Below are 22,264 nucleotides of genomic sequence, written 5' to 3' on the forward strand. Positions count from 1 at the left end.
AGAACTACCGCAGACCCTGTAGGAGCCGAGCTTGCTCGCGATGGCGGCAGCACATTCAACATTGATGTGTCTGACTAACCGCTATCGCGAGCAAGCTCGGCTCCTACAGGGTTTTGTGGTGTGCTTAATGCCCGTGGCTGCGGCCAACATGGGAATGCTCAACCTCCGTCGCCACAACCCCGCCACTGACCTCCAGCCGCTGCAAAATCCCGCACTGATCGATATCCGGCCCTTCGCTGCAACGTTGGCGCAGGTCGAGCAGCTGTGTCTGCAATGCCATCAACCCGTCAATCCGCGCCTTCACGTGATGAATGTGTTCGTCGATCAGCGCATTCACGCTTTCACACTGATCCTGCGGGCTGTCGCGCAGGGCCAGCAGGCTGCGGATTTCTTCCAGCGTCATGTCGAGGGTGCGGCAGTTGCGGATGAAAGTCAGGCGCTCGGCGTGGGCCTGGGTGTAGACGCGGTAGTTGCCGTCGCTGCGGGCCGGCTCCGGCAGCAGGTTTTCGCGTTCGTAGTAGCGAATGGTTTCCACGGCGCAGTCGGTGAGTTTGGCCAGTTCTCCGATCTTCATGACGACAATCTCCAAAAGGATGCTTGACCCTATAGTGGCTACAGGGTCTTTACTTGGCAACAGGCACCTTTCCGGACGCGACCCAATGAGCGATTCCCTTCACACGCACAAACCCGAGGCTGATCACGATCACGATCACGATCACGATCACAGCCACAAGCTGCAGCCTGTACAGAAGCATGAGCATGGCGGCCACGGGGATTCCTGCTGTTCCGCCAAAGTGGCTGCACCGTCGCTGATCAAGTTGAGTGAAACCACAACGGCTGGCGCGCGACTGAGCAATTTCCGCATCGACGCCATGGATTGCCCGACCGAGCAGACGCTGATCGAGAACAAACTCGGCAAACTCGTGGGCGTGCAGCAACTGGAATTCAACCTGATCAACCGCGTGTTGGGTGTCACTCATGACCTGCCGAGCACTGCGCCGATCATCGACGCGATCAAGTCCCTTGGCATGCAGGCCGAGCCGCTGGAGCAGGGCGCTGAACTGCCTGCACCGGCGCCCGAGAAAAAGCCCTGGTGGCCCTTGGCGCTGTCGGGTGTTGGCGCGTTGGTCGCCGAAGTTATCCACTTCACCAGCGCTGCGCCGAACTGGGTGGTGGCGGTCATCGCGCTGATCTCGATCCTCAGCGGCGGCCTCGGCACCTATAAAAAAGGCTGGATCGCACTTAAAAACCTCAACCTGAACATCAACGCGCTGATGAGCATCGCGGTGACCGGCGCGATCCTGATCGGTCAGTGGCCCGAAGCGGCGATGGTGATGTTTCTGTTCACCGTAGCCGAGTTGATCGAGGCCAAGTCTTTGGACCGGGCACGCAACGCCATCGGTGGTCTGATGCAGATGGCCCCGGAACAGGCCACGGTGCAGCAGGCCGACGGTAGTTGGGTCTTGCAGCCGGTCAAAGCCATCGAGTTGGGGGCACGAGTGCGGGTACGTCCCGGCGAGCGGATCGGTCTGGACGGTGAAGTGGTGTCGGGCAGTTCGACCATCAATCAGGCGCCGATCACCGGTGAAAGCCTGCCGGTGGAGAAGACCATCGGCGATAAAGTCTTCGCCGGCACCATCAACCAGTCTGGCTCCCTGGAATACTCGGTAACCGCGGCGGCCAACAACTCGACCCTGGCGCGAATCATCCACGCCGTGGAACAGGCCCAGGGCGCGCGGGCGCCGACCCAGCGTTTCGTCGACAGCTTCTCGAAAATCTACACCCCGGCGGTGTTCATCCTGGCGCTCGCCGTTGCGGTAATCCCGCCGCTGTTCATGGGCGCCGTATGGTTCGACTGGATCTACCGAGCGCTGGTGTTGCTGGTGGTCGCCTGCCCATGTGCGCTGGTGATTTCCACCCCGGTGACCATCGTCAGCGGCCTCGCGGCGGCGGCGCGCAAAGGCATTCTGGTGAAGGGCGGCGTCTATCTGGAGGGCGGTTACAAGCTCGATTACCTGGCCTTGGACAAGACCGGCACGATCACGCACGGCAAACCGGTGCAGACCGATTACCTGTCGCTTGATCCGACCGCGGACGCATCAGCCCCGGCGATTGCGGCGGCGCTGGCCGGTCGCTCCGATCACCCGGTGTCCTTGGCCATTGCCAACGCGGCTGTGGATAAACAATTCGCTCCGCTGATTGTGGATAACTTTGAGGCACTGGCCGGTCGCGGAGTGCGCGGCGAAATTAACGGTCAGGTTTACCACTTGGGTAATCACCGTTTAGTGGAAGAACTGAACCTGTGCTCGCCTGCGCTGGAGGAAAAGCTGTTCGCGCTGGAGAAACAGGGCAAGTCCGTGGTGCTGCTGCTCGACAAATCCGGCCCATTGGCGCTGTTCGCTGTGGCCGACACCGTGAAAGAGTCCAGCCGCGAGGCGATCCAGCAACTGCACGAGCTGGGCATCAAAACCCTGATGCTGACCGGCGACAACGTCCACACCGCTCAGGCGATTGCCGCGCAAGTCGGCATCGACGAGGCCAAGGGCGATCTGCTGCCGACCGACAAGCTGCAAGCCATCGACGCCCTTTATGCCCGGGGCCATAACGTCGGCATGGTCGGCGACGGTATCAACGACGCTCCGGCCCTGGCGCGAGCCGAGATCGGTTTTGCCATGGCGGCGGCGGGCACCGATACCGCCATCGAGACCGCCGATGTCGCCCTGATGGACGACGATCTGCGCAAGATCCCGACCTTCATCCGGCTGTCACGGCAAACCTCAAGCATCCTCAAACAGAACATTGCCTTGGCATTGGTCATCAAAGCGATCTTTCTTGGGGTAACCTTCGCCGGGATCGCCACCATGTGGATGGCGGTGTTCGCCGACATGGGCGTGAGCCTGTTGGTGGTGTTTAACGGTTTGCGCCTGTTGCGCAAATAAGCGATGGGGGAAGGGTGTGCTGAGTGCCGAGCTGAAGGCGTTTTACATGGTTGCTCGCCTGGGCAGCATTACCCTGGCGGCGAAAAAGCTTGGCCTGAGCCAACCCACGGTGACCACGCAGATTCGCAATCTGGAAAGTCAGTACTTGGTTGAACTGTTCTACCGTGGCGGCCGCCGCCTCAGCGTCAGCGATGAAGGTGCGCGGCTGTTGCCGATGGTCAAGGTGCTGTTGCAGCAGGAAGCCGACATCGAGTTTTTCCTGCGCAACAGCGGTCAGGTCCAAGGCACGTTGCGCATCGCCGCGACTGCGCCGTATTACATCCTCGATCTGGTGAAGACCTTCCGCGAGCGCTTGCCGCAGGTGGAAGTGTCAGTGGAGATCGGCAACTCCCAGCAGGTGCTCGAAGCGCTGGAGGACTATCGGGTGGATGTCGCGGCGTCGTCGCAGTTGCTCGACGATGCACGGCTGATTCGCCGGGTACTTGGCAGCGATCCGCTGGTGCTGGCGGTGCATCGCAATCATCCGCTGGCGGTTCACGACCATGTGCCGCTCAGTGCGTTGGCCGGGCATACGTTATTGATGCGCGAATCGGGTTCGACCACTCGACGTCTGACCGAGGAATTGCTGGCCAGCGCCGGGGTGAGTTTCGGGCCGCTGCTGGAGATTGGCAGCCGTGAGTCGATCCGTGAGGCGGTGTTGCGCAACATCGGCATCAGCATCATTGCCCGGCAGGAAGTGCCGCATGATCCGCAACTGCGCGTGCTGACCATCGAGAATGCGCCGCAGATTCCCGAGTACTTGTACTGCCTCAAAGAGCGAAAAGGCGCACGGCTGCCGGCGGCGTTTCTGGGGTTGGCGCAGGAAATGGCCCCCGCGTAATGATCGTTCCCACGCTCCGCGTGGGAATGCAGCCCGGGACGCTCTGCGTCCCAAGAGCCGAACGCGGAGCGTCCGTTGAGGTATTCCCACGCAGAGCGTGGGAACGATCGGCGGTGAACCCAAATCCTCGAATACCACTATCAGCCGTTTTTGCCTCACTGCCACATGACGGACGCATTACAAACCTAGGATGGCCCTCATCTGCTTGATGAGGCCTGTCCATGAACCACTCGATCGCAACTGCCCTGACCAACCCCGGCGCGCCGATGAAAGTGCGCGGCGTGCAGAAACGCTTCGGCGCCTTCACCGCGCTGGATAACGTGTCCCTCGACGTGGCGGCCGGTGAGTTGGTGTGCCTGCTCGGTCCGTCGGGCTGCGGCAAAACCACTTTATTGCGTTGCATTGCTGGTCTTGAGAAACAGGACAGCGGCGAGTTGTACCTCGGTGATCGCGACGTTTCCCACCTTGCGCCTCAGGCTCGGGACTACGGCATTCTGTTTCAGTCCTACGCGCTGTTCCCCAATCTCACCGTCGAAGCGAACATTGCCTACGGCCTCGCCGGCAGTGGTCGCGATGAAGTGCGCAAACGTGTCGGTCAGATGCTGGAGCTGGTCGGCCTGATCGGCAGTGAGAAAAAGTACCCCGGCCAATTGTCCGGCGGCCAACAGCAGCGCGTCGCACTCGCTCGGGCATTGGCGCCGGCACCTTCGTTGCTGCTGCTGGATGAACCGATGTCGGCCCTCGACGCCCGGGTACGCGAGCATCTGTGCACCGAACTGCGCCAATTGCAGCGCAACCTCGGCATCACCACCCTGATGGTCACCCACAATCAGGACGAAGCCATGCTGATGGCCGACCGCATCGCCGTGATGAACAACGGCAAGGTCGAGCAATACGCCACCCCGCAGGAAATCTACGACCGCCCGGCCACACCGTTTGTGGCGGAGTTCGTCGGCCAGGGCAACTGGCTGCCCTTCCAGCGCAGCAGCGACAGCCACGCCCAGGTCGGCGGGATGAACATGCGCCTGGCCGCCGATTCGGGCAACGCCGCATCGGGTCGTCTGTTTTGCCGCCCGGAAGCGATCAACATCAACCCGCCCGTGCATGAAGAAAACCTGTTCCCGGCCAAGGTTCGCGAAATAACCTTTCTCGGCAACCGCTGCCGCATGAGCTTCGAACTCGATCAACTGCCGGGTCATGCATTGCTGGCGGAACTGGCGCCGGAAGCCATGCCGCGCCTTGGCGTGCAACAGATCATGGTCGCCTTGCCTCCGCGCAGCCTGCAGGTGTTTGCCTGATGAGCGCGAACCTCGCGCTGCCGATCCCGCACAAGCAGGTTCGGCAGACCTCCCGTGCCGAGATCGCCGACCGGGTGTTCGTGGTCGGCGGCAAAGTCCTGTTACTGGTGTTGCTCGGCGTTGCGGTACTGATGCCGTTGCTGGCGATCTTCTGGCGCGGCTTCAGCTCCGAAGCCGGGCAGGGCGGCGGTCTAGTGGCCGCCCGTGAATTGCTGACCAGTGCCAATTTCCATTGGTTGCTCGGCAATAGCCTGAAAGTTTCCCTCAGCGTGGCGGCGATTGTCGTACCGCTGGCCTACCTGTTTGCCTACGCCCTGCAACGCACCTTGATTCCGGGTAAAGGTATCTGGCGCGGCATGTCGCTGTTGCCGCTGATGGCGCCGTCGATGTTGCCGGGCATTGCGCTGGTTTATCTGTTCGGCAACCAGGGCATGTTGCGCGGTTTGCTTTCGGACAATATCTACGGCTTCTGGGGCATTGTTCTGGGCGAGGTTATCTACACCTTCCCACACGCGCTGATGATTCTGCTGTCGGCGCTGTCCCTGGCGGATGCGCGACTGTTCGATGCCGCCTCCAGCATGGGCGCCAGTCCGGCGAAGGCGTTTCGCAGCATCACGTGGCCTGCGACTCGTCAGGCTGTGTTCGCGGCGTTCTGTCTGGTGTTCACCCTGACCATCACCGACTTCGGCGTGCCCGTGGTGGTCGGTGGCGACTATCAAGTGCTGGCGCTGGAAGCCTACAAAGCCGTGGTTGGCCAGCAACAATTCGGTCGCGGCGCGTTGATCGGCATGGTCCTGCTGCTGCCGGCGCTGTTCAGCTTCGGTGTCGATGCCTGGTTGCGTCGGCGTCACGGCGACTCCATGAGCGGTCGGGCGCAGGTCTTTCAACCGGCGCCGTCGAAACTACGGGACGGTTGCTACCTGGCCATCGTGCTGCTGATCTGCGCGGTGTTGCTGCTGGTGTTCGGCATGGCGGTGTATTCGTCACTGGTGAAATTCTGGCCGTACAACCTGTCGCTGTCGCTCAATCATTACCAGTTCAACGACACCGCGGGCGGTGGCTGGCTGGCCTATGGCAACAGCGTGAAGATGGCCTTATGCACGGCGTTGATCGGCAGCGTGCTGATCTTCACCGGCGCCTACCTGATGGAAAAAACCAAGGGCCAACGAGGGCTGAATCTGACACTGCGCATGCTCAGTTTCGTACCGATGGCGGTGCCGGGTCTGGTGCTGGGCCTGGGTTATGTCTTCTTCTTCAACCTCACGGGCAACCCGCTGCATGTGCTCTACGGGACCATGACCCTGCTGGTGGTTTGCACCATTGCTCACTATTTGACCACCGCGCAAATGACCGCCACCACCGCACTGCGCCAACTCGACGCCGAGTTCGAAGCCGCCGCGCTGTCGCTCAAGGCGCCGCTGTATCGGCATTACCTGCGCGTCACCGTGCCGATTTGCCTGCCGGCGCTGCTGGACATCGTGCGCTACCTGTTCGTCTCGGCCATGACCACCGTCTCGGCAGCGATCTTCCTCTACAGCCCCGACACCATCCTCGCGGCGGTGGCGGTGCTGAACATGGACGACGCCGGCAACGTCGGCGGCGCAGCGGCGATGTCGACCCTGATTCTGTTTACCTCGGCGGGCGTGTCCCTGCTGCTGGCCTGGGCCTCGCGCGGTTTGCTGCGCCGCTCCCAGGCCTGGCGGCAGACCGCGCCTGGTCATTGATTCGCTGCTCCTAAAACCGAAAGCCCCTCAACTCAAAAACAGGAAAAGATCATGTTCAAGCCCCTGGCCCTGGCCGCTGCTGTCCTCACCGCTTTCAGCCTGAACGCCTTCGCGGCGAAAACCGAGTTGACGGTGTACACCGCCCTCGAAGCCGAACAACTGAAGACCTATAAAGAAGCTTTCGAAAAAGCCAACCCGGACGTCGAGATCAAGTGGGTGCGCGACTCCACCGGCATCATCACCGCCAAGCTGCTGGCCGAAAAAGCTCGCCCGCAAGCCGACGCAGTCTGGGGCCTGGCGGCTTCAAGCCTGGCAATCCTCGACCAGCAAGGCATGCTGCAAAGCTACGCGCCGAAGGACCTGGGCAAGATCGGCGGCAACTACCGCGACGCCGCCAACCCGCCAGCCTGGGTCGGCATGGACGTCTGGGCTGCGACCATTTGCTTCAACACCGTCGAGGCCGAAAAGCAGGGTTTAACCAAACCGGTGAGCTGGCAGGACCTGACCAAGCCTGAGTACAAAGGCAAGATCGTGATGCCCAACCCGGCCTCGTCCGGCACCGGTTTCCTCGATGTCAGCGCCTGGCTGCAAACCTTCGGCGATAAGCAGGGCTGGCAGTACATGGACGACCTGCACCAGAACATCGGCCAGTACGTTCACTCCGGTTCCAAGCCTTGCAAACTGGCGGCGGCGGGCGAATTCCCGATTGGTATTTCCTTTGAATACCCGGCCGTTCAGCTGAAACGCCAAGGTGCGCCACTGGACATCATCCTGCCGAAAGAAGGCCTGGGCTGGGAGATCGAAGCGACGGCTGTGATCAAGGGCACACCGCACGAAGAAGCGGCGAAGAAACTGGCTGACTTCTCCGCCAGCCCGGCAGCGATGGAGCTTTATAAAGAGAACTTCGCCGTGCTCGCGCAACCGGGTATTGCCAAGCCGCAGACCGAATTGCCGGCGGATTATGAGCAGCGTTTGATCAAGAACGACTTCGCCTGGGCGTCGAAGAATCGCGACGAAATCCTGACCGAATGGCGCAAGCGCTATGACGGCAAGTCCGAGAAAGTGGCTGCCAAGTAACTGACACCGATCGTTCCCACGCTCTGCGTGGGAATGAATCACGTGACGCTCTGCGTCACAGTGGACGCGGAGCGTCCATGGCTGCATTCCCACGCAGAGCGTGGGAACGATCATTGGGGGAACTCCATGACACACCACAACGACATGCTGATCGTCGGCGCCGGCATCCTCGGTCTGTCCCACGCCTACGCCGCCGCCCGGCGCGGTCTGAAAGTCACCGTTTTCGAACGCAGCGAAACGCCTTTGGGCGCCTCGGTGCGCAACTTCGGCCAGGCCCTGGTCACCGGCCAACCACCGGGCCCGATGCTCGAACTGGCCAAAGCCAGCCGCGAGATCTGGGGCCATTGGGCACAACTCGCCGGCTTGCAACTCAAGCGCAACGGCTCATACCTGTTTGCCCGCACCGAAGCCGAAGAACATCTGCTGGAAGCCTTCTGCGCCGGTCGCGCCGTGGAACACGGTTACCGCGTCAACCTGCTGCGTGGCGCTGCATTGCGCGATGTGTACCGCGGCCAGTTCAGCCATCACCGCGCCGCGTTGCACGGGATGGACGATCAGCAACTGTATTCCCGTGAAGCGATACCAGCGCTGATCGACTACCTGCGTCGCGAACTCGGTGTCACGTTTCACTTCTCCACTCTCGTGCGCGACATCGAGCCCGGCCGCTTGCACAGCACCGCCGGATCCTTCAGTGCCGAGCAGATCATCGTCTGTTCCGGCCACGATTATCAGACGCTGCTGGCCGAGCCGATCGCTGAACTCAACCCGCAAATCTGCCGCCTTCAAATGCTTCGCGCCCGGCCGCAAATCAACCTCAACCTGCAACACGCGTTGCTCACCGGTTTGAGCTGCGTGCACTACGGCGCCTTCGCCGATCTGCCGGAAGCGGCGGCGGTGCAGGCGCAAATCCTGCGAGACGCGCCGCACCTGCATGAAAACGGCATTCACCTGCTGATCAGCCCGACACCGTATGGCGAATTGATCATCGGCGACTCCCACCATTACGGCAGCGACCCGTCGCCGTTCAACGCTGAGCAGGTGGATAACTGGATGCTTGAGCTCGCGGAACACACCCTGGGTTGCAAGGTGCAAGTGGTTGAACGTTGGCAGGGCGTCTATGGTTCTCGTGGTCCGGGGCCGTTCTCGTTCCTGCGGCCGATGCCGGGCGTGAGCGTGGCGCTGATGCACACGGGTGTCGGCATGAGCGTCGGGCCAGCGATGGCTGAACGCAACGTAGCAACGTTGTTGGGAGAGCATTGATGGATCGCAATGAGCAAGTGATCGCCGAGGTGTTCGGTCTGTACGAGCGCTTTGGCGACAGCGATTACATCGGCGAACCGGTGTCGCAGATCGAGCACATGTCCCAGGCCGCCGAACTAGCGATGGCCGAGGGCTTCGATGACGAAGTGGTGCTGGCCGCGTTCTTCCACGACATCGGGCATATCTGCGCAGAGAGTGCCGAGAACATGGGCGGCTTCGGCGTGGTCAGTCACGAGCGCCTGGGCGCGGATTATTTACGCCGTGCAGGTTTCAGCGAGCGCATGGCACGGCTGGTGGAGTATCACGTTCAGGCCAAGCGTTATCTGACACTTAAAGAACCGGGTTACTACGAGCGCTTGAGTGAAGCCAGTCGTCGGACGCTGGAGTATCAGGGCGGGGTGATGACGGTCGCCGAGGCTGAAGCCTTCGAGCAAGATCCGTTGTGCGAGGTCAGTCTGCGCATGCGCCAGTGGGATGAGCTGGCGAAGGAGATGGCGGTGCCGGTGATTGATCTGGAAGTGTTGAAACGCAAAGCGGTCGGTCTATTGTCCCGCGAGGCGCAATGAGTTGTCTCACAGGCAATTGAGAAACGGCGGATGGAGGGGCTTGCGATAACGGTTCAATCTGGGCTTTTCGCAAGGAAGCGCACGGATGCGTTATTTGAAAGTGATTGCACAGGATCGAAGCGGGAAGGGCTCGGCAGATACCGTTCATTTTGAATTCTATGAAGCTGATCGGTTGCAGCGTGAGACGACGGATGCAGATCGGCAACAACTCAGGTCGCTCGGCAAAACCTATTTGAAATGCGCCTGGTTCAACGAGGGTGAAGGTGAGGCGCGGCACTTGCGCATCTTCTCGCAGAATTCATCCGCTGACGGCACACCTGAAACGGTGCGGCTACATTTTCACGAGGGGCAGAAGATTGCCTATAAAGCCGCGGCTCACGATCTTGATAACGATGGTGGACTGGAGGTGATACTGAGTTCGGATGTGGACAATGACGGGCGCGCGGATCGCACGGATCGCAGTCGTGTCAGGTCGTTGGTGAGAGAGTTTCTGAAGGTCGATTGGTAGTGGTTGCTCGTTCCCACGCTCTGCGTGGGAATGCCTCAAGGGACGCTCCGCGTCCAGTGACGCGGAGCGTCACGGGCTGCATTCCCACGCAGGAGCGTGGGAACGATCAGGTTCAGAGTTGCTGCGCCAATACTTCGATCTGCTCTTGCCGCTCCGCCTGATTCAACTTCGAATGCGGATTAAGCGACGACCATTGCGGATGCGCCCGGGCCTTGTTCAGCGGTTCGGGCAGTTTGCCTTCGCGCCAGGTCTTGTCCTGAGGTGTGGCGACTTGAATGCTGTCCATCGCCGCATGCCCACGCGCATTGAGTGCTTGCAGCAGTTGTCGCTGACGCAGCGCCAATAGCCGCAGCACGCTGTCATCGACGGTCAGTTCGCGCTGGCCTTTGATCTTGCCCATCAACCGACTGCCATAACTGCGGGCCGTTTGCAGGGCGCCACCGGCAATCGCTCCAGCCAATGCGGCCGCACCGAGGGTCAGGCCGCCTACCAGCAAGTCGACTCCGGCCCCGGCTGCCGCGCCGGCCGCGATACCGCCACCGACTCGCACGCCGAGCTGTTTCAGGGTTTCCGGGTTGAACAGGTCGTCACCCCAGCGGCCATCGAGCAGCGGCAGGTCACTGGCCGCCGCGTCCTGAGGACGGAAGGCGTAGAGCTTGAGCAGCGCTTCGACGCAGCGTTGTTCCCGTTGTCGAACTGCTTTGCGCAGTTCGTTGATGGCTTGCTGTTCTTGCTCGGCTTCGCTGACCACGCTGCGCCGGCACGCGGCGCAGTCGATCAATAATTCGCCAATCAGCCGCGCAGCACTCTGTTGCCGGGCCTGGCGTTGGGCTTGCTGATCAGCGATCAAGCGTTCCAGTTGCGGGCGGGCGTTCTCCAGCAGCAGGGCGAGGCTTTCATACAGTCGACGTTCGCCATCCTCCGGCGGTGCGACGCTGTCGAAGCGGACCAATGCGTGCAAGCCGAGGCGTGCCAACGCTTCGCGCCAATCCGGTTCGCGGTGGTTGGCGCTGCTGACAAAATTCAACACCGGCAGCAGCGGTTTGCCGCAGCTGGCCAGCACTTCCAGTTCGTCGCGGTACTTGGCCAGTACCGGTTCCCGGGCGTCGATCACGTAGAGACCGGCGTCGCAGGTCAGCAGTTGCCGCAGCACCTTGGCTTCCTGTTCAAACCGTTGTCGTGCTTCGCTGCCATCAAGAAATCGCGCTAACCGTGCCGGGCCGTCGAGGCGTTCACCGGGACGCTCCAGGCGTTCGAGATAGTCGAGCAGGGCGATGGCATCTTCCAGGCCGGGGGTGTCGTAGAGGTCGAGCAACGGCTCGCCGTCCACCGACAACCGTGCGCCTTCGACGTGTCGTGTGGTGCTGGGGCGATGAGACACCTCACCGAAACCGACATCGCGGGTCAGGGTGCGCAGCAATGAGGTTTTGCCGACGTTGGTGTGGCCGACCACTGCGAGCTTCAAGGGCGGTTTCCATGGATTAGTCATGACCGCTCTCCAGCCAGTTCAACGGCGCGCAATCGGCGAACGGCAAGTCCAGCTGTTGCAGCGCCACGTGCCAGTCGCCGAGCCTTTCGGCATCCAGCGCTTCACCCGGCGGAGCTTGCAGCAGCCAGACGCGGGTGGCGCTGGCGCTGCGGGCCAGTTCGGCGATCAGTGCCAGACTGCCGCGGTCCGGCGAACGTCGCGGATCGCAAGCGATGGCCAGACGGGCCGGGGGGAAGCGACTCAGCTGTTCGAGGAGTTTGTGCCGCGATTCGCGACTGTCGAGGACGCCGGCGTTGCTCACGGATTTCGGCAGTGGCGGCGGCCAGGGGCGTTGGTCGTCCAGCTCGATGGCCACCAACAGCGCGCCATCGCTTGGCAGGTCGCTGACACCACTTTCAATACGATGCAATTGCTCTGGCTCAGCGTCGCTGATGCCCAGGCGTTCGCTGGTCGGCATCAGCCGTTCGCGCAGTTGGGCGTAACCGGGCAGGTTCAAATCCAGATGCAATGTTGCTTGCCCGGTTTTCCAGCGCCACAGGCAAAACAGCGCCAGCAACAGTCGCGGCAAAACACCGTAGACCACCAGTACGCCGACCAGCCATGTTGCCCAGGCCTGACGGGCGCTTTCGATATTCAATGCGGCGTCGCCGCTGGCGCGGATCATTTCCACGGTCGGAACGTTGAAACCCAGCATGGCCGGCAGGGCACCGAGGGCCTGGGTCATGGCGACGAAAGTGTCGCCGCCCAAGAGCGTGGTTTCCCAGACGAAGCCATAACGGCGGGTCGCCATCAGCATCAACAGCATGATCAGTGCGCTGAGCATCGCCAGCAACCACAAGCTGTTGACCAGTATGCCGACCGCCCAGCGATTGAGTTTCTGTCGTTGCAGCAAGAGCAGCAGGGCCGGGGCCAGTTGTGCGGCTTTGGCATCGCGGGCGAGTTTTTCGCTGAGCCATAACCATAAGCGGCCGAGGGTGGCGCCGTGTTCGCCAGCGAAGGCCAGGCCCAAGGCCGAGCTCAGCAATAGAATCAGGTTCAGCCCGAGCAAACTGCCCAAGGCCCAGAACACATTCACCGGAGTTTGTCCGTCGCCCAACGCGGCAAACGCCAGACCGGCGCCGCTGGCAATGGCCAGCACCGCCATCACGATCAGCGCCAGACGCGCGCCTTGAAGCCAATGTTTGAGGGCGCTGGTCAGCCCATCGCGCTCGGCCAGCCACAGGGCACGGCGTTGAATACGTGTCGGCAGATCGCCGCCCGCGCTGCGGGCCAGTCGGTTGGCTTCCAGATCATCCAGGGGGCCGGCGTGTTCTTCGCGCAGGCGCACCGTCTCGGTCAGCCAGAGGTTTTGCAGTGGAGTCAGTTCAGTCACGCGGCATCCCGTCGCTCAATTGAACGGTGAGCATAACCGCTGTGGCGCTTATCGGGGTACGGGAGGCTCTGGTATCCTCGCCGACATGACTAAATCACTCCCCCTCAGCCTGATCGCAGCCCTCGGTGAAAACCGTGTGATCGGCGTCGACAACAGCATGCCCTGGCACTTGCCGGGGGACTTCAAATACTTCAAGGCCACGACCCTCGGCAAGCCGATCATCATGGGTCGCAAGACCTGGGATTCCCTCGGTCGCCCGTTGCCGGGCCGGTTGAACATCGTGGTCAGCCGTCAGGCGGATCTGAAGTTGGAAGGTGCGGAGGTTTATCCGTCGCTTGCGGCTGCAGTGGTTCGCGCTGAAGAGTGGGCGCGGGAACAGGGCGTCGATGAGCTGATGCTGATTGGTGGGGCGCAGTTATATGCGCAGGGGTTGGCCCAGGCTGATCGGCTGTATTTGACGCGCGTGGCGCTGAGCCCGGAAGGGGATGCGTGGTTTCCAGAGTTTGATTTGGGGCAGTGGAAACTGGTGTCGAATGTTCCGAATCCGGCTGAAGGCGACAAGCCGGCGTACAACTTCGAGGTGTGGGAAAAGGCCTAAAAGCATCGCCAGCAGGCTGGCTCCCACAGTGGGTTTGAGGTGAAACACGGATTGTGTGAACACGCAAAATCCCTGTGGGAGCCAGCCTGCTGGCGATGAGGCCGGATCAGACGCTAAAAAATTTAAGCGTGAGCCAACTCCGAATGCTCATCCGCATCCAGCAGCTCTTTATCGGTCTGTTGCATGATCTGGCTGGTGATCGCACCGGCGGTAATCGAACCACTCACGTTCAACGCCGTGCGCCCCATATCAATCAGTGGCTCAACCGAAATCAGCAACGCCACCAGTGACACCGGCAAGCCCATCGCCGGCAACACGATCAACGCGGCAAACGTCGCGCCACCGCCCACTCCGGCCACACCCGCCGAGCTCAGCGTCACAATCGCCACCAGCGTCGCGATCCACAGTGGGTCCAGCGGGTTGATGCCCACAGTCGGTGCAACCATCACTGCCAACATCGCCGGGTACAGACCGGCACAACCGTTCTGGCCAATGGTCGCGCCGAACGACGCGGCGAAACTGGCGATGGACTGTGGAATACCCAAACGGCTGGTCTGGGCTTCGATGCTCAGCGGAATGGTCGCCGCACTGGAACGGCTGGTGAAAGCAAACGTCAGCACCGGCCAGATTTTGCGGAAGAAACGCAGCGGGTTGATCCCGGCCGCCGACACCAACAGGCCATGGACCACAAACATCAGCCCCAGCCCGATGTAGGAAACCACTACGAAACTGCCGAGTTTGATGATGTCCTGCAGGTTGGAGCCGGCGACCACTTTGGTCATCAGCGCCAATACGCCGTACGGGGTCAGCTTCATCACTAGACGTACCAGGCGCATCACCCAGGCTTGCAGGGTGTCGATGGCGTTGATCACTTTCTGACCTTTCTCGACGTCATCTTTCAACAGTTGCAGCGCCGCGACCCCAAGGAACGCAGCAAAAATCACCACGCTGATGATCGAGGTCGGCTTCGCGCGAGCGAGGTCGGCGAACGGGTTTTGCGGAATGAACGACAGCAACAGCTGCGGCACATTCAGGTCGGCAACCTTGCCCGCGTAGTCGGTCTGAATGGTTTGCAGACGGGCCATTTCCTGAGTGCCGGCCACCAGGCCTTCAGCGGTCAGACCAAACAGGTTGGTCAGCCCGATACCGATCAGCGCCGCAATGGCCGTGGTGAACAGCAGCGTGCCGATGGTCAGGAAGCTGATCTTGCCCAGCGACGAGGCGTTGTGCAGGCGGGCCACGGCGCTAAGGATCGAGGCGAACACCAGCGGGATCACGATCATTTGCAGCAACTGCACGTAACCGTTGCCCACCAGATCGAACCAGCCGATCGACGCTTTCAGTACCGGGTTGCCGGCACCGTAAACGGTGTGCAGAGCCACACCGAACACCACGCCCAGCACCAGCGCGAGCAGAACTTTTTTCGCCAGGCTCCAGGTGGTGTGACGGGTTTGTGCAAGACCAAAAAGTAACGCGAGGAACACCAGCAGATTGAGGATCAGCGGCAGATTCATGAGAACTCCGATAAGACTTGTGCCAGCCACCTTCCGGGGTGACTGCGAACCGGCAAGCCTAACAGCTTGATTTCCAATGAATTAATACCAAAAACGTATGAAAACCGTCGTTTTTGGAATAAGCGCGCGTCGCTCACGGGGATGCAGCTGGCGCAATGGAGACGTGAGCGGTCGCTGACAGGCGAGGACTGTCACACTTATTTGTTAGCGTCGATGTCTTTCATTCAGGGAGAAATGCCGATGAAGCTTGCACCGAAATTTCTGGCTGCCGCGTTGGGATTGAGTTTGGGTCTTGGCCTCGCCGGCCAGGTATTCGCCACGGATTTGAAGCATTGGCCAGCCGATCAGGCCAAGGCGCTGGACGCAATGATTGCCGCCAACGCCAACAAAGGTAACTACGCGGTGTTCGACATGGACAACACCAGTTACCGCTACGACCTCGAAGAGTCGTTGCTGCCGTTCATGGAAAACAAGGGCCTGATCACCCGCGAGAAACTCGATCCCTCCCTGAAACTGATGCCGTTCAAAGACACTGCCGACCACAAGGAAAGCCTGTTCAGCTACTACTATCGACTTTGCGAAGTCGACGACATGGTTTGCTACCCATGGGTCGCCCAAGTGTTCTCCGGCTTCACCCTCCAGGAACTCAAAGGCTACGTCGATGAGTTAATGACGTCTGGTAAACCGGTGCCGGCGACGTATTACGAAGGCGACGTGGTCAAGAACCTCGACGTCAACCCGCCGAAAATCTTCACCGGCCAGAAAGAGCTCTACAACAAGCTGATGGAGAACGGCATCGATGTCTACGTGATGACCGCCGCCTCCGAAGAGCTGGTGCGCATGGTCGCCGCCGATCCGAAGTACGGCTACAACGTCAAACCGCAGAACGTGATCGGCGTGACCACGCTGCTCAAGGACCGCCAGACCGGCGAGCTGACTACGGCGCGCAAGCAGATCACCGCGGGCAAGTATGACGAGAAGGCCAACCTCGGCCTCGAACTGACCCCGTACCTGTGGACCCCGGCGACCTGGATGGCCGGCAAGCATGCGGCAATCCTGACCTACATCGACGAGTGGAAAAAACCGGTACTGGTGGGCGGCGATACCCCGAGCAGCGACGGTTACATGCTGTTCCACGATGTCGACGTGGCCAAGGGTGGCATCCACTTGTGGGTCAACCGCAAAGACAAATACATGACCCAGATTAACGGCATGATGGCCAAGCACGCGGCGGCTCAGGCCAAGGAAGGGTTGCAGGTCACGGCGGACAAAAACTGGGTGATCGTGAAGCCGGAAGAGATTCAGTAAGACCGAGGCGCTGCCATCGCGAGCGAGCTCGCTCCCACATGGGTTGGGGTGATACACAGATTTTGTGAGCACCATAGAACCAATGTGGGAGCGGGCTTGCTCGCGAAGAGGCCGTCACATCCGATGATGATGTCGACTGACCCACCGCTTTCGCGAGCAAGCCCGCTCCCACAGTTGACCGAGTTGGCCACAAAAAAATGCCCCGCACTTGGCGGGGCATTTTTATTTTTGCGACTGACGCTTACAGACCGTCGAGCATCGCCTTGTTACGCACAGCACCCTTGTCGGCGCTGGTTGCCAGCAGGGCGTAGGCCTTCAGTGCGGTGGTCACTTTACGTGGACGTTTTTCCACAGGCTTCCAGCCTTTCTGATCCTGCTCGGCACGACGACCGGCCATTTCTTCGTCGCTGATCAACAGGTTGATCGAGCGGTTCGGAATGTCGATCAGCACTTTGTCGCCATCCTGCACCAGACCAATCGCGCCGCCGGCCGCCGCTTCTGGCGAAGCGTGGCCGATGGACAGGCCCGAGGTGCCGCCGGAGAAACGGCCATCGGTGAGCAGGGCGCAAGCTTTGCCCAGGCCTTTGGATTTCAGGTACGACGTCGGGTACAGCATTTCCTGCATGCCCGGGCCGCCTTTCGGGCCCTCGTAACGAATGATCACGATGTCGCCGGCTTTCACTTCGTCCGCGAGGATGCCGCGCACGGCGCTGTCCTGGCTTTCGAAGATCTTCGCGTTGCCTTCGAACACGTGGATCGACTCGTCGACGCCGGCGGTTTTCACCACGCAGCCGTCCAGCGCGATGTTGCCGTAGAGAACGGCCAGGCCGCCTTCTTTCGAGTAGGCGTGTTCGACACTGCGGATGCAGCCGTTTTCACGGTCGTCGTCCAGGGTTTCCCAACGGGTCGACTGGCTGAACGCAGTTTGGGTCGGGATGCCCGCAGGACCAGCCTTGAAGAAGTGATGCACCGCTTCGTCGTTGGTCTGGGTGATGTCCCACTTGGCGATGCCTTCGGCCAGGGTTTTACTGTGCACGGTCGGCAGGTCGGTGTGCAGCAGACCGCCACGGGCCAGCGAGCCGAGGATGCTGAAGATCCCGCCGGCGCGGTGCACGTCTTCCATGTGGTACTTCTGGATATTCGGCGCGACTTTGCACAGTTGTGGAACGTGACGGGAGAGACGGTCGATGTCGCGCAGGTCGAAATCGATCTCGGCTTCCTGGGCCGCAGCCAGCAAGTGCAGGATGGTGTTGGTGGAGCCGCCCATGGCGATGTCCAGCGTCATGGCGTTTTCGAACGCCTTGAAGTTGGCGATGTTGCGCGGCAATACCGACTCATCGTTGTCGCCGTAGTAACGCTTGCACAGCTCGACGATGGTGCGGCCGGCCTGCAGGAACAGCTGCTCGCGGTCGCTGTGGGTGGCCAGGGTCGAACCGTTGCCCGGCAATGCCAGGCCCAGGGCTTCGACCAGGCAGTTCATCGAGTTGGCAGTGAACATGCCGGAGCACGAACCGCACGTCGGACAGGCGCTGCGCTCGTACTCAGCGACTTTCTCGTCAGAAGCGCTGGAGTCGGCGGCGATCACCATGGCGTCGACGAGGTCGAGACCGTGGCTGGCCAGTTTGGTCTTGCCGGCTTCCATCGGGCCGCCGGAAACGAAGATCACCGGGATGTTCAGGCGCAGGGCGGCCATCAGCATGCCAGGGGTGATCTTGTCGCAATTGGAGATGCAGACGATCGCATCGGCGCAGTGAGCGTTGACCATGTACTCGACGGAGTCGGCGATGATCTCGCGGCTCGGCAGCGAATACAGCATGCCGTCGTGGCCCATGGCGATGCCGTCATCTACGGCGATGGTGTTGAATTCTTTGGCGACACCGCCGGCGCGTTCGATTTCGCGGGCGACCAGTTGGCCCAGGTCCTTGAGGTGGACGTGGCCCGGTACGAACTGGGTGAAGGAGTTGGCAATGGCGATGATCGGCTTTTTGAAGTCGTCATCTTTCATACCCGTTGCGCGCCACAGTGCGCGGGCGCCGGCCATGTTGCGGCCATGGGTGGATGTTTTCGAGCGGTAATCAGGCATGAAGCACTCCGGGCGGCTAATCAGGTATCAAAAGGGAAGTGAGCTTCTATTGACGTCTGGAACACTCAGAAATGGCCGTGTGTCCGGAAGTTGCCGATAACTTTGCGGGATCGCCGCGCGCTTCAGCTTGAGCTCATAAACCCGCCGGGGGATGACTGGCGATGAATGTCGCGATTCTACACGGCTGGCGTCAGGAGGGAATGCCGGAAAAGGGGGATCCAGCGCTGACGGGGCGTGTGGGATGACGACCGGCAGGAATCATCCGGTATTCAGCGAGAGCTGCCGACGTGTGATCAGTGCATTGAAGGAAACGCCGACGGTGCTCAAGACGATGAAACTCAATGCGAGAGTCGTTTGCAGATGGGCTCCACTCAGATTGATCAAGGCGCTGATCACCCCGCCAAAGATGAAGATCAGCGTGTTCCCGGCCGACGCCGATGTACCGGCATTGTCCGGGAACACTTCCATGGCTTTGGAGGTGGCGACAGGGCGGACGATGGTCGTGCCGGCGGTGCAGATGACCATAGGGATCAGCACGGTCAGGGCTGAAAGCCCCAGCAGATTTGAGAGCAAGAGCATTACCAGCCCCGAAAAAAAGATCAGGCTCAAACCAACAATGATCTGTGTATTGGGTGCGATCCGTCCATCGAGGACTCGAGCGACAATGCCGCCGATGATGTAGGCCACGCCATACAGCAACAATGTCAGGGAAAACTCGTAGGCCGAAAGCTGCAACTGCTCCATGAAGATCAGGGGCGAGATGACAATGAAGGAAAAGTGGCAGGTGAAGGCGATTGCGGCGATCAGCCAATAGCCGAGGAAACCCGCATCGCGACAGACGCGCCGGTAGGACTGAAGAATGCTTCGGCGCGGGGTTGTGGCGGTGTGCCGGTTTTCAAGAAAGAAACAGGCCTTGAGGAACACGGCAGCCGCGAGGGCAATAAAGACAATGAAGCTTGCAGGCCAGTCCAGTGCCTGTTGCAACAGGGTGCCAGCCAGTGGCGAGACGGAAATGAAGATCCCGCTGGCGGTGACCATCAGGATCCGCAGTTGATCCCGCTCCTTGCCGTCGAACAGGTCCTGGACCAACGCCTGTGAAAGTACGAAGCAACCGCAGCCAATGGCCTGTACCACCCGGAACATCAGGAACCAGGCGTAGTCGGTGGACAGCACGCAACCCGTCGCACCGACAATCGAGACCGCCATTCCCGCCAGCAGAAGACTTTTGCGCCCGATGACATCCGAGAGCGGCCCGACCAGCAGTTGGGAAAGTGCGATCCCGATGGCAAACAGGCTGATGGAAAATGCGATGTCGCCTGGCGTGGTCCGGAAGTGTTCGGCCAGCGCCGGGAACGATGGCAGCAGAACATCCAGAGGGAAGACCCCGAGCATGACCATGGTCATTAACAGGGTGATCGCAGAGCGGCGGTGTTTGACACTGACCGCAGATTTTCCTTCATCCATCGATAAGTCCTGCCTGTACGAAGAGCCGCTGGTTAAAAGGCAGGTCGAAAAAACCTGCCTTTTCCATTGCCTGTAGCGTCGCGCCTGCACCTGATCGGGCGCGCTGAAGGCAGGCTTGCGGGCCGGTCAGGGCACTGAGGATTTCTGCGACGCAATTTTCCCTGAGGCCCACGCTGTTCAGGCTTTCCTTCAGCCATCGTTCATCGACCTCAAAGAACATCAGGAGGATGTCCACCAGCAGCTTCGCGGCGAACGTGCGTTGGCTGCTGTTCAGGGTCAGCCACAGATAATGGAACACCTCGCAAAAATAACGACTGTGTCGGGCCTCGTCGGTGAGGTGGTCCCTGAGCATTTCCTGGACGCTGGACACCAGCTCGTTGCGGCAAACCTCAAGCAGTTCCCTGGCGATGATGGTCTCGGACACGAAACCGACGAGAAACCAGGCCAGCGCTTTATGCCTGTCTGGGCAGTGGTCAATCAGGGCGTTCAGTCGGGTAATGCGGTGCGGCATCACCGGGCGTTGGGTCATGCCGTAGAGGTCGGCTATCTGCTCGGCGAGACTATTGGAGAACAGCGCGTGATAACCCTCATCGGTATAGAGCTGGAGGGCGGCCGTTTTCATCCGTCGGGGGATGGGCGCACCGAGCTCATCGTGGACGATGGTTTCCACGGAGCGGTTGACGATCCGATGTTCGAGCCGGGTGGTGTAGTCGAGGAAATACACCAGATGGTTGGCTGATAAACGATGGGTGATCGCGCTGCCGGCCGCTTCGATCACCGGGTGATTCAGGTAGGGCAAGAAGGCGGGCGGGAACCAGTGTCGTGTTTCCAGTTGCCGTTCCAGATCAGATGGCAATTGATAGGTGTGGTCGCTGGTTCGTACCGAGGCTCGGCTGTTCCAGTCACCGAGGGTGAAGCGCTGTGCCCAGGCGTCGGGCAGTGACAGGTCGTCTGTGCGGGGCTCGGTCATTGTTGTGAGCCTCGGCTGCGCAGCAGTGCTTTTAATTCCTTGCACATCACTTGCCCGTCACTCTGGCCGCAGCCCACAAAAAACAACGGTTGTTCGGCGCTGTCCTCGATCCCCAGCAACGTTTCGACCTGATCATCCGCCAACGCACCGGTCAGCCAGGTGCTTAACCCAAGTGCGGTGGCCACCAGTTGAAAGGTCTGGGAAATATGACCGGCCTCCACGTAGGCCATTCGGTACGCCCGCGAGTGTTCATATTTCCACCACAGTTTGTCGAAGCGAGCGGTGATGAACAGGCCGACTGGCAGGTTGTTGATGAAATGCTGCCCACACAACAACTGGCCCAAGGGCGAGTCAGGCACCGGACTGACGAAGCTCAGAGCATGTTCGTCGGGGTGGTAGGCGTAGAGACCGGGATTCAGGCCGCTGACGTTCTGAACATGAAGAAAACCTTCGCAGGCATTCAGTCCGCCACCGGATGGACTGCTACGCCGGGCGCCGAGACCGTCAGCGATGGTTTCGTCGATGTCGTTGTCGCGCTCACGCAAATAGCCAAGGGACAAATACAGAAGAGTGCTCACCTCATCGAGGGAAACCCTTTCACCCGTGAAGGTGCGACAGGTCTTTCTCTCGATCAATGTCTTTACCAGCGCTTTTACCGGGAAGCAGGAAGGTTGAGGCAGGGCAATTCGTTCGGTTGTCGGGCGCTCTGTGCGCCTGGTCTGGGGGGCAGGAGTAGCCAGTACTTCGGCGCAATGGTCCAGATAGTGTCTCGACCATTCATTAATATCTTGGGGGACATATTCACAAGGAATGTTCTTGGTGCCGATATGAAATATCTTCGACAGTTCATCCCAACCCCATTCAAGAGGGTTTTGTATTGAGGGTGTGAGTATTCCCGCGTTCAGGAGTTGCGTGTCAATTATGTTATTGCCATCAAACTTTTCAGGGTTGTCGATAAGGTGTGCGAGACGGGTTGAATACTCAAGGTTCAATTCGAATTGTTTGTGGTTCTTGTAATCCCAGACTATTTGGTCGGGCGTGCGAGGAAGTATGAATATATAAGGGTTTATCTGCATGATTGGCGATTCACTCTGGTCTTTTCCATAGAAAACGCTGGGTAGCCGGCATTCCCCAGCGTTTCATTTACTTAGCGAACTTTTGGCTCAACCAGAAAAGCCAGGTTAGCGATTTTGTTGGTTTCCAGAGTAATTGCT

Annotated in this window: 18 protein-coding genes; 10 read left to right on the forward strand and 8 right to left on the reverse strand. The window is 60.3% G+C overall.

Annotation, left to right across the window (positions count from 1 at the left end; translation table 11 throughout):
- Positions 1-124: 124 nt before the first annotated feature.
- Complete coding sequence (gene cadR / locus IB252_RS13290; protein ID WP_056738877.1) at positions 125-574, reverse strand: Cd(II)/Pb(II)-responsive transcriptional regulator; 450 nt, start codon at positions 572-574, stop codon at positions 125-127.
- Positions 575-659: 85 nt separating this feature from the next.
- On the opposite strand from cadR, the gene IB252_RS13295 reads away from it, so the two are divergent.
- The 8 genes from IB252_RS13295 to IB252_RS13330 all read left to right on the forward strand — a co-directional run bounded on the left by IB252_RS13295 (position 660) and on the right by IB252_RS13330 (position 10,252).
- Complete coding sequence (locus IB252_RS13295) at positions 660-2,939, forward strand: heavy metal translocating P-type ATPase (protein ID WP_192409076.1); 2,280 nt, start codon at positions 660-662, stop codon at positions 2,937-2,939.
- A gap of 16 nt (positions 2,940-2,955) precedes the next feature.
- On the forward strand, positions 2,956-3,819 hold the full coding sequence (locus IB252_RS13300) for a LysR family transcriptional regulator (RefSeq protein WP_192409077.1): 864 nt from the start codon (positions 2,956-2,958) through the stop codon (positions 3,817-3,819).
- Between the two features lie 221 nt (positions 3,820-4,040).
- Positions 4,041-5,117, forward strand: coding sequence for a putative 2-aminoethylphosphonate ABC transporter ATP-binding protein (locus tag IB252_RS13305; RefSeq protein ID WP_192409079.1), 1,077 nt, complete (start codon positions 4,041-4,043; stop codon positions 5,115-5,117).
- On the forward strand, positions 5,117-6,841 hold the full coding sequence (locus IB252_RS13310) for a putative 2-aminoethylphosphonate ABC transporter permease subunit (protein ID WP_192409081.1): 1,725 nt from the start codon (positions 5,117-5,119) through the stop codon (positions 6,839-6,841). The genes IB252_RS13305 and IB252_RS13310 overlap by 1 nt, the downstream gene beginning before the upstream one ends.
- Positions 6,842-6,892: 51 nt before the next feature.
- A complete protein-coding gene (locus IB252_RS13315; protein ID WP_192409083.1) occupies positions 6,893-7,918 on the forward strand; it encodes a putative 2-aminoethylphosphonate ABC transporter substrate-binding protein in 1,026 nt (341 codons plus the stop codon).
- Positions 7,919-8,044: 126 nt separating this feature from the next.
- Positions 8,045-9,178: a TIGR03364 family FAD-dependent oxidoreductase gene (locus IB252_RS13320; RefSeq protein ID WP_192409085.1), complete on the forward strand. Its 1,134-nt coding sequence runs from the start codon at positions 8,045-8,047 to the stop codon at positions 9,176-9,178.
- Entirely contained in the window at positions 9,178-9,744 is a 567-nt protein-coding gene (locus IB252_RS13325; protein WP_192409087.1) for a phosphonate degradation HD-domain oxygenase, read from the forward strand. Before IB252_RS13320 ends, IB252_RS13325 begins: the two co-directional genes overlap by 1 nt.
- Before the next feature lie 85 nt (positions 9,745-9,829).
- The gene (locus tag IB252_RS13330; RefSeq protein WP_192409089.1) at positions 9,830-10,252 is read left to right on the forward strand and encodes a hypothetical protein; all 423 of its coding nucleotides are present in this window, start codon (positions 9,830-9,832) and stop codon (positions 10,250-10,252) included.
- Between the two features lie 112 nt (positions 10,253-10,364).
- On the opposite strand, the gene IB252_RS13335 is transcribed toward IB252_RS13330, so the two are convergent.
- Positions 10,365-11,741 (reverse strand): GTPase/DUF3482 domain-containing protein, encoded by a 1,377-nt coding sequence (locus IB252_RS13335; RefSeq protein ID WP_192409091.1) that lies wholly within the window; start codon positions 11,739-11,741, stop codon positions 10,365-10,367.
- Positions 11,734-13,113 (reverse strand): DUF2868 domain-containing protein, encoded by a 1,380-nt coding sequence (locus tag IB252_RS13340; protein ID WP_192409093.1) that lies wholly within the window; start codon positions 13,111-13,113, stop codon positions 11,734-11,736. Before IB252_RS13340 ends, IB252_RS13335 begins: the two co-directional genes overlap by 8 nt.
- A gap of 85 nt (positions 13,114-13,198) precedes the next feature.
- Here IB252_RS13340 and IB252_RS13345 point away from each other — a divergent pair, with 85 nt between their 5' ends.
- A complete protein-coding gene (locus IB252_RS13345; RefSeq protein WP_192409095.1) occupies positions 13,199-13,711 on the forward strand; it encodes a dihydrofolate reductase in 513 nt (170 codons plus the stop codon).
- 122 nt (positions 13,712-13,833) lie between these two features.
- Here IB252_RS13345 and IB252_RS13350 read toward each other — a convergent pair whose 3' ends face one another.
- Entirely contained in the window at positions 13,834-15,225 is a 1,392-nt protein-coding gene (locus tag IB252_RS13350) for an L-cystine transporter (protein ID WP_046045195.1), read from the reverse strand.
- Between the two features lie 240 nt (positions 15,226-15,465).
- Here IB252_RS13350 and IB252_RS13355 point away from each other — a divergent pair, with 240 nt between their 5' ends.
- Positions 15,466-16,533, forward strand: a complete 1,068-nt coding sequence (locus IB252_RS13355) for a haloacid dehalogenase-like hydrolase (RefSeq protein WP_192409097.1) — start codon at positions 15,466-15,468, stop codon at positions 16,531-16,533.
- Positions 16,534-16,774: 241 nt separating this feature from the next.
- On the opposite strand, the gene ilvD is transcribed toward IB252_RS13355, so the two are convergent.
- From ilvD to IB252_RS13375, 4 genes are all read right to left on the reverse strand, one after another.
- Positions 16,775-18,616 carry a dihydroxy-acid dehydratase gene (gene ilvD / locus IB252_RS13360; protein WP_111448426.1) on the reverse strand — a complete coding sequence of 614 codons (1,842 nt, stop codon included), beginning with the start codon at positions 18,614-18,616 and terminating at the stop codon, positions 16,775-16,777.
- Positions 18,617-18,874: 258 nt separating this feature from the next.
- Positions 18,875-20,080 carry a multidrug effflux MFS transporter gene (locus IB252_RS13365; RefSeq protein WP_192409099.1) on the reverse strand — a complete coding sequence of 402 codons (1,206 nt, stop codon included), beginning with the start codon at positions 20,078-20,080 and terminating at the stop codon, positions 18,875-18,877.
- Positions 20,073-21,050 (reverse strand): diiron oxygenase, encoded by a 978-nt coding sequence (locus IB252_RS13370; RefSeq protein WP_192409300.1) that lies wholly within the window; start codon positions 21,048-21,050, stop codon positions 20,073-20,075. The genes IB252_RS13365 and IB252_RS13370 overlap by 8 nt, the downstream gene beginning before the upstream one ends.
- A complete protein-coding gene (locus tag IB252_RS13375; RefSeq protein ID WP_192409101.1) occupies positions 21,047-22,126 on the reverse strand; it encodes a SagB family peptide dehydrogenase in 1,080 nt (359 codons plus the stop codon). Before IB252_RS13375 ends, IB252_RS13370 begins: the two co-directional genes overlap by 4 nt.
- Between the last annotated feature and the right edge of the window lie 138 nt (positions 22,127-22,264).

Origin of the sequence: Pseudomonas sp. PDM10, from assembly GCF_014852295.1 — a bacterium.
Taxonomy (GTDB): domain Bacteria; phylum Pseudomonadota; class Gammaproteobacteria; order Pseudomonadales; family Pseudomonadaceae; genus Aquipseudomonas.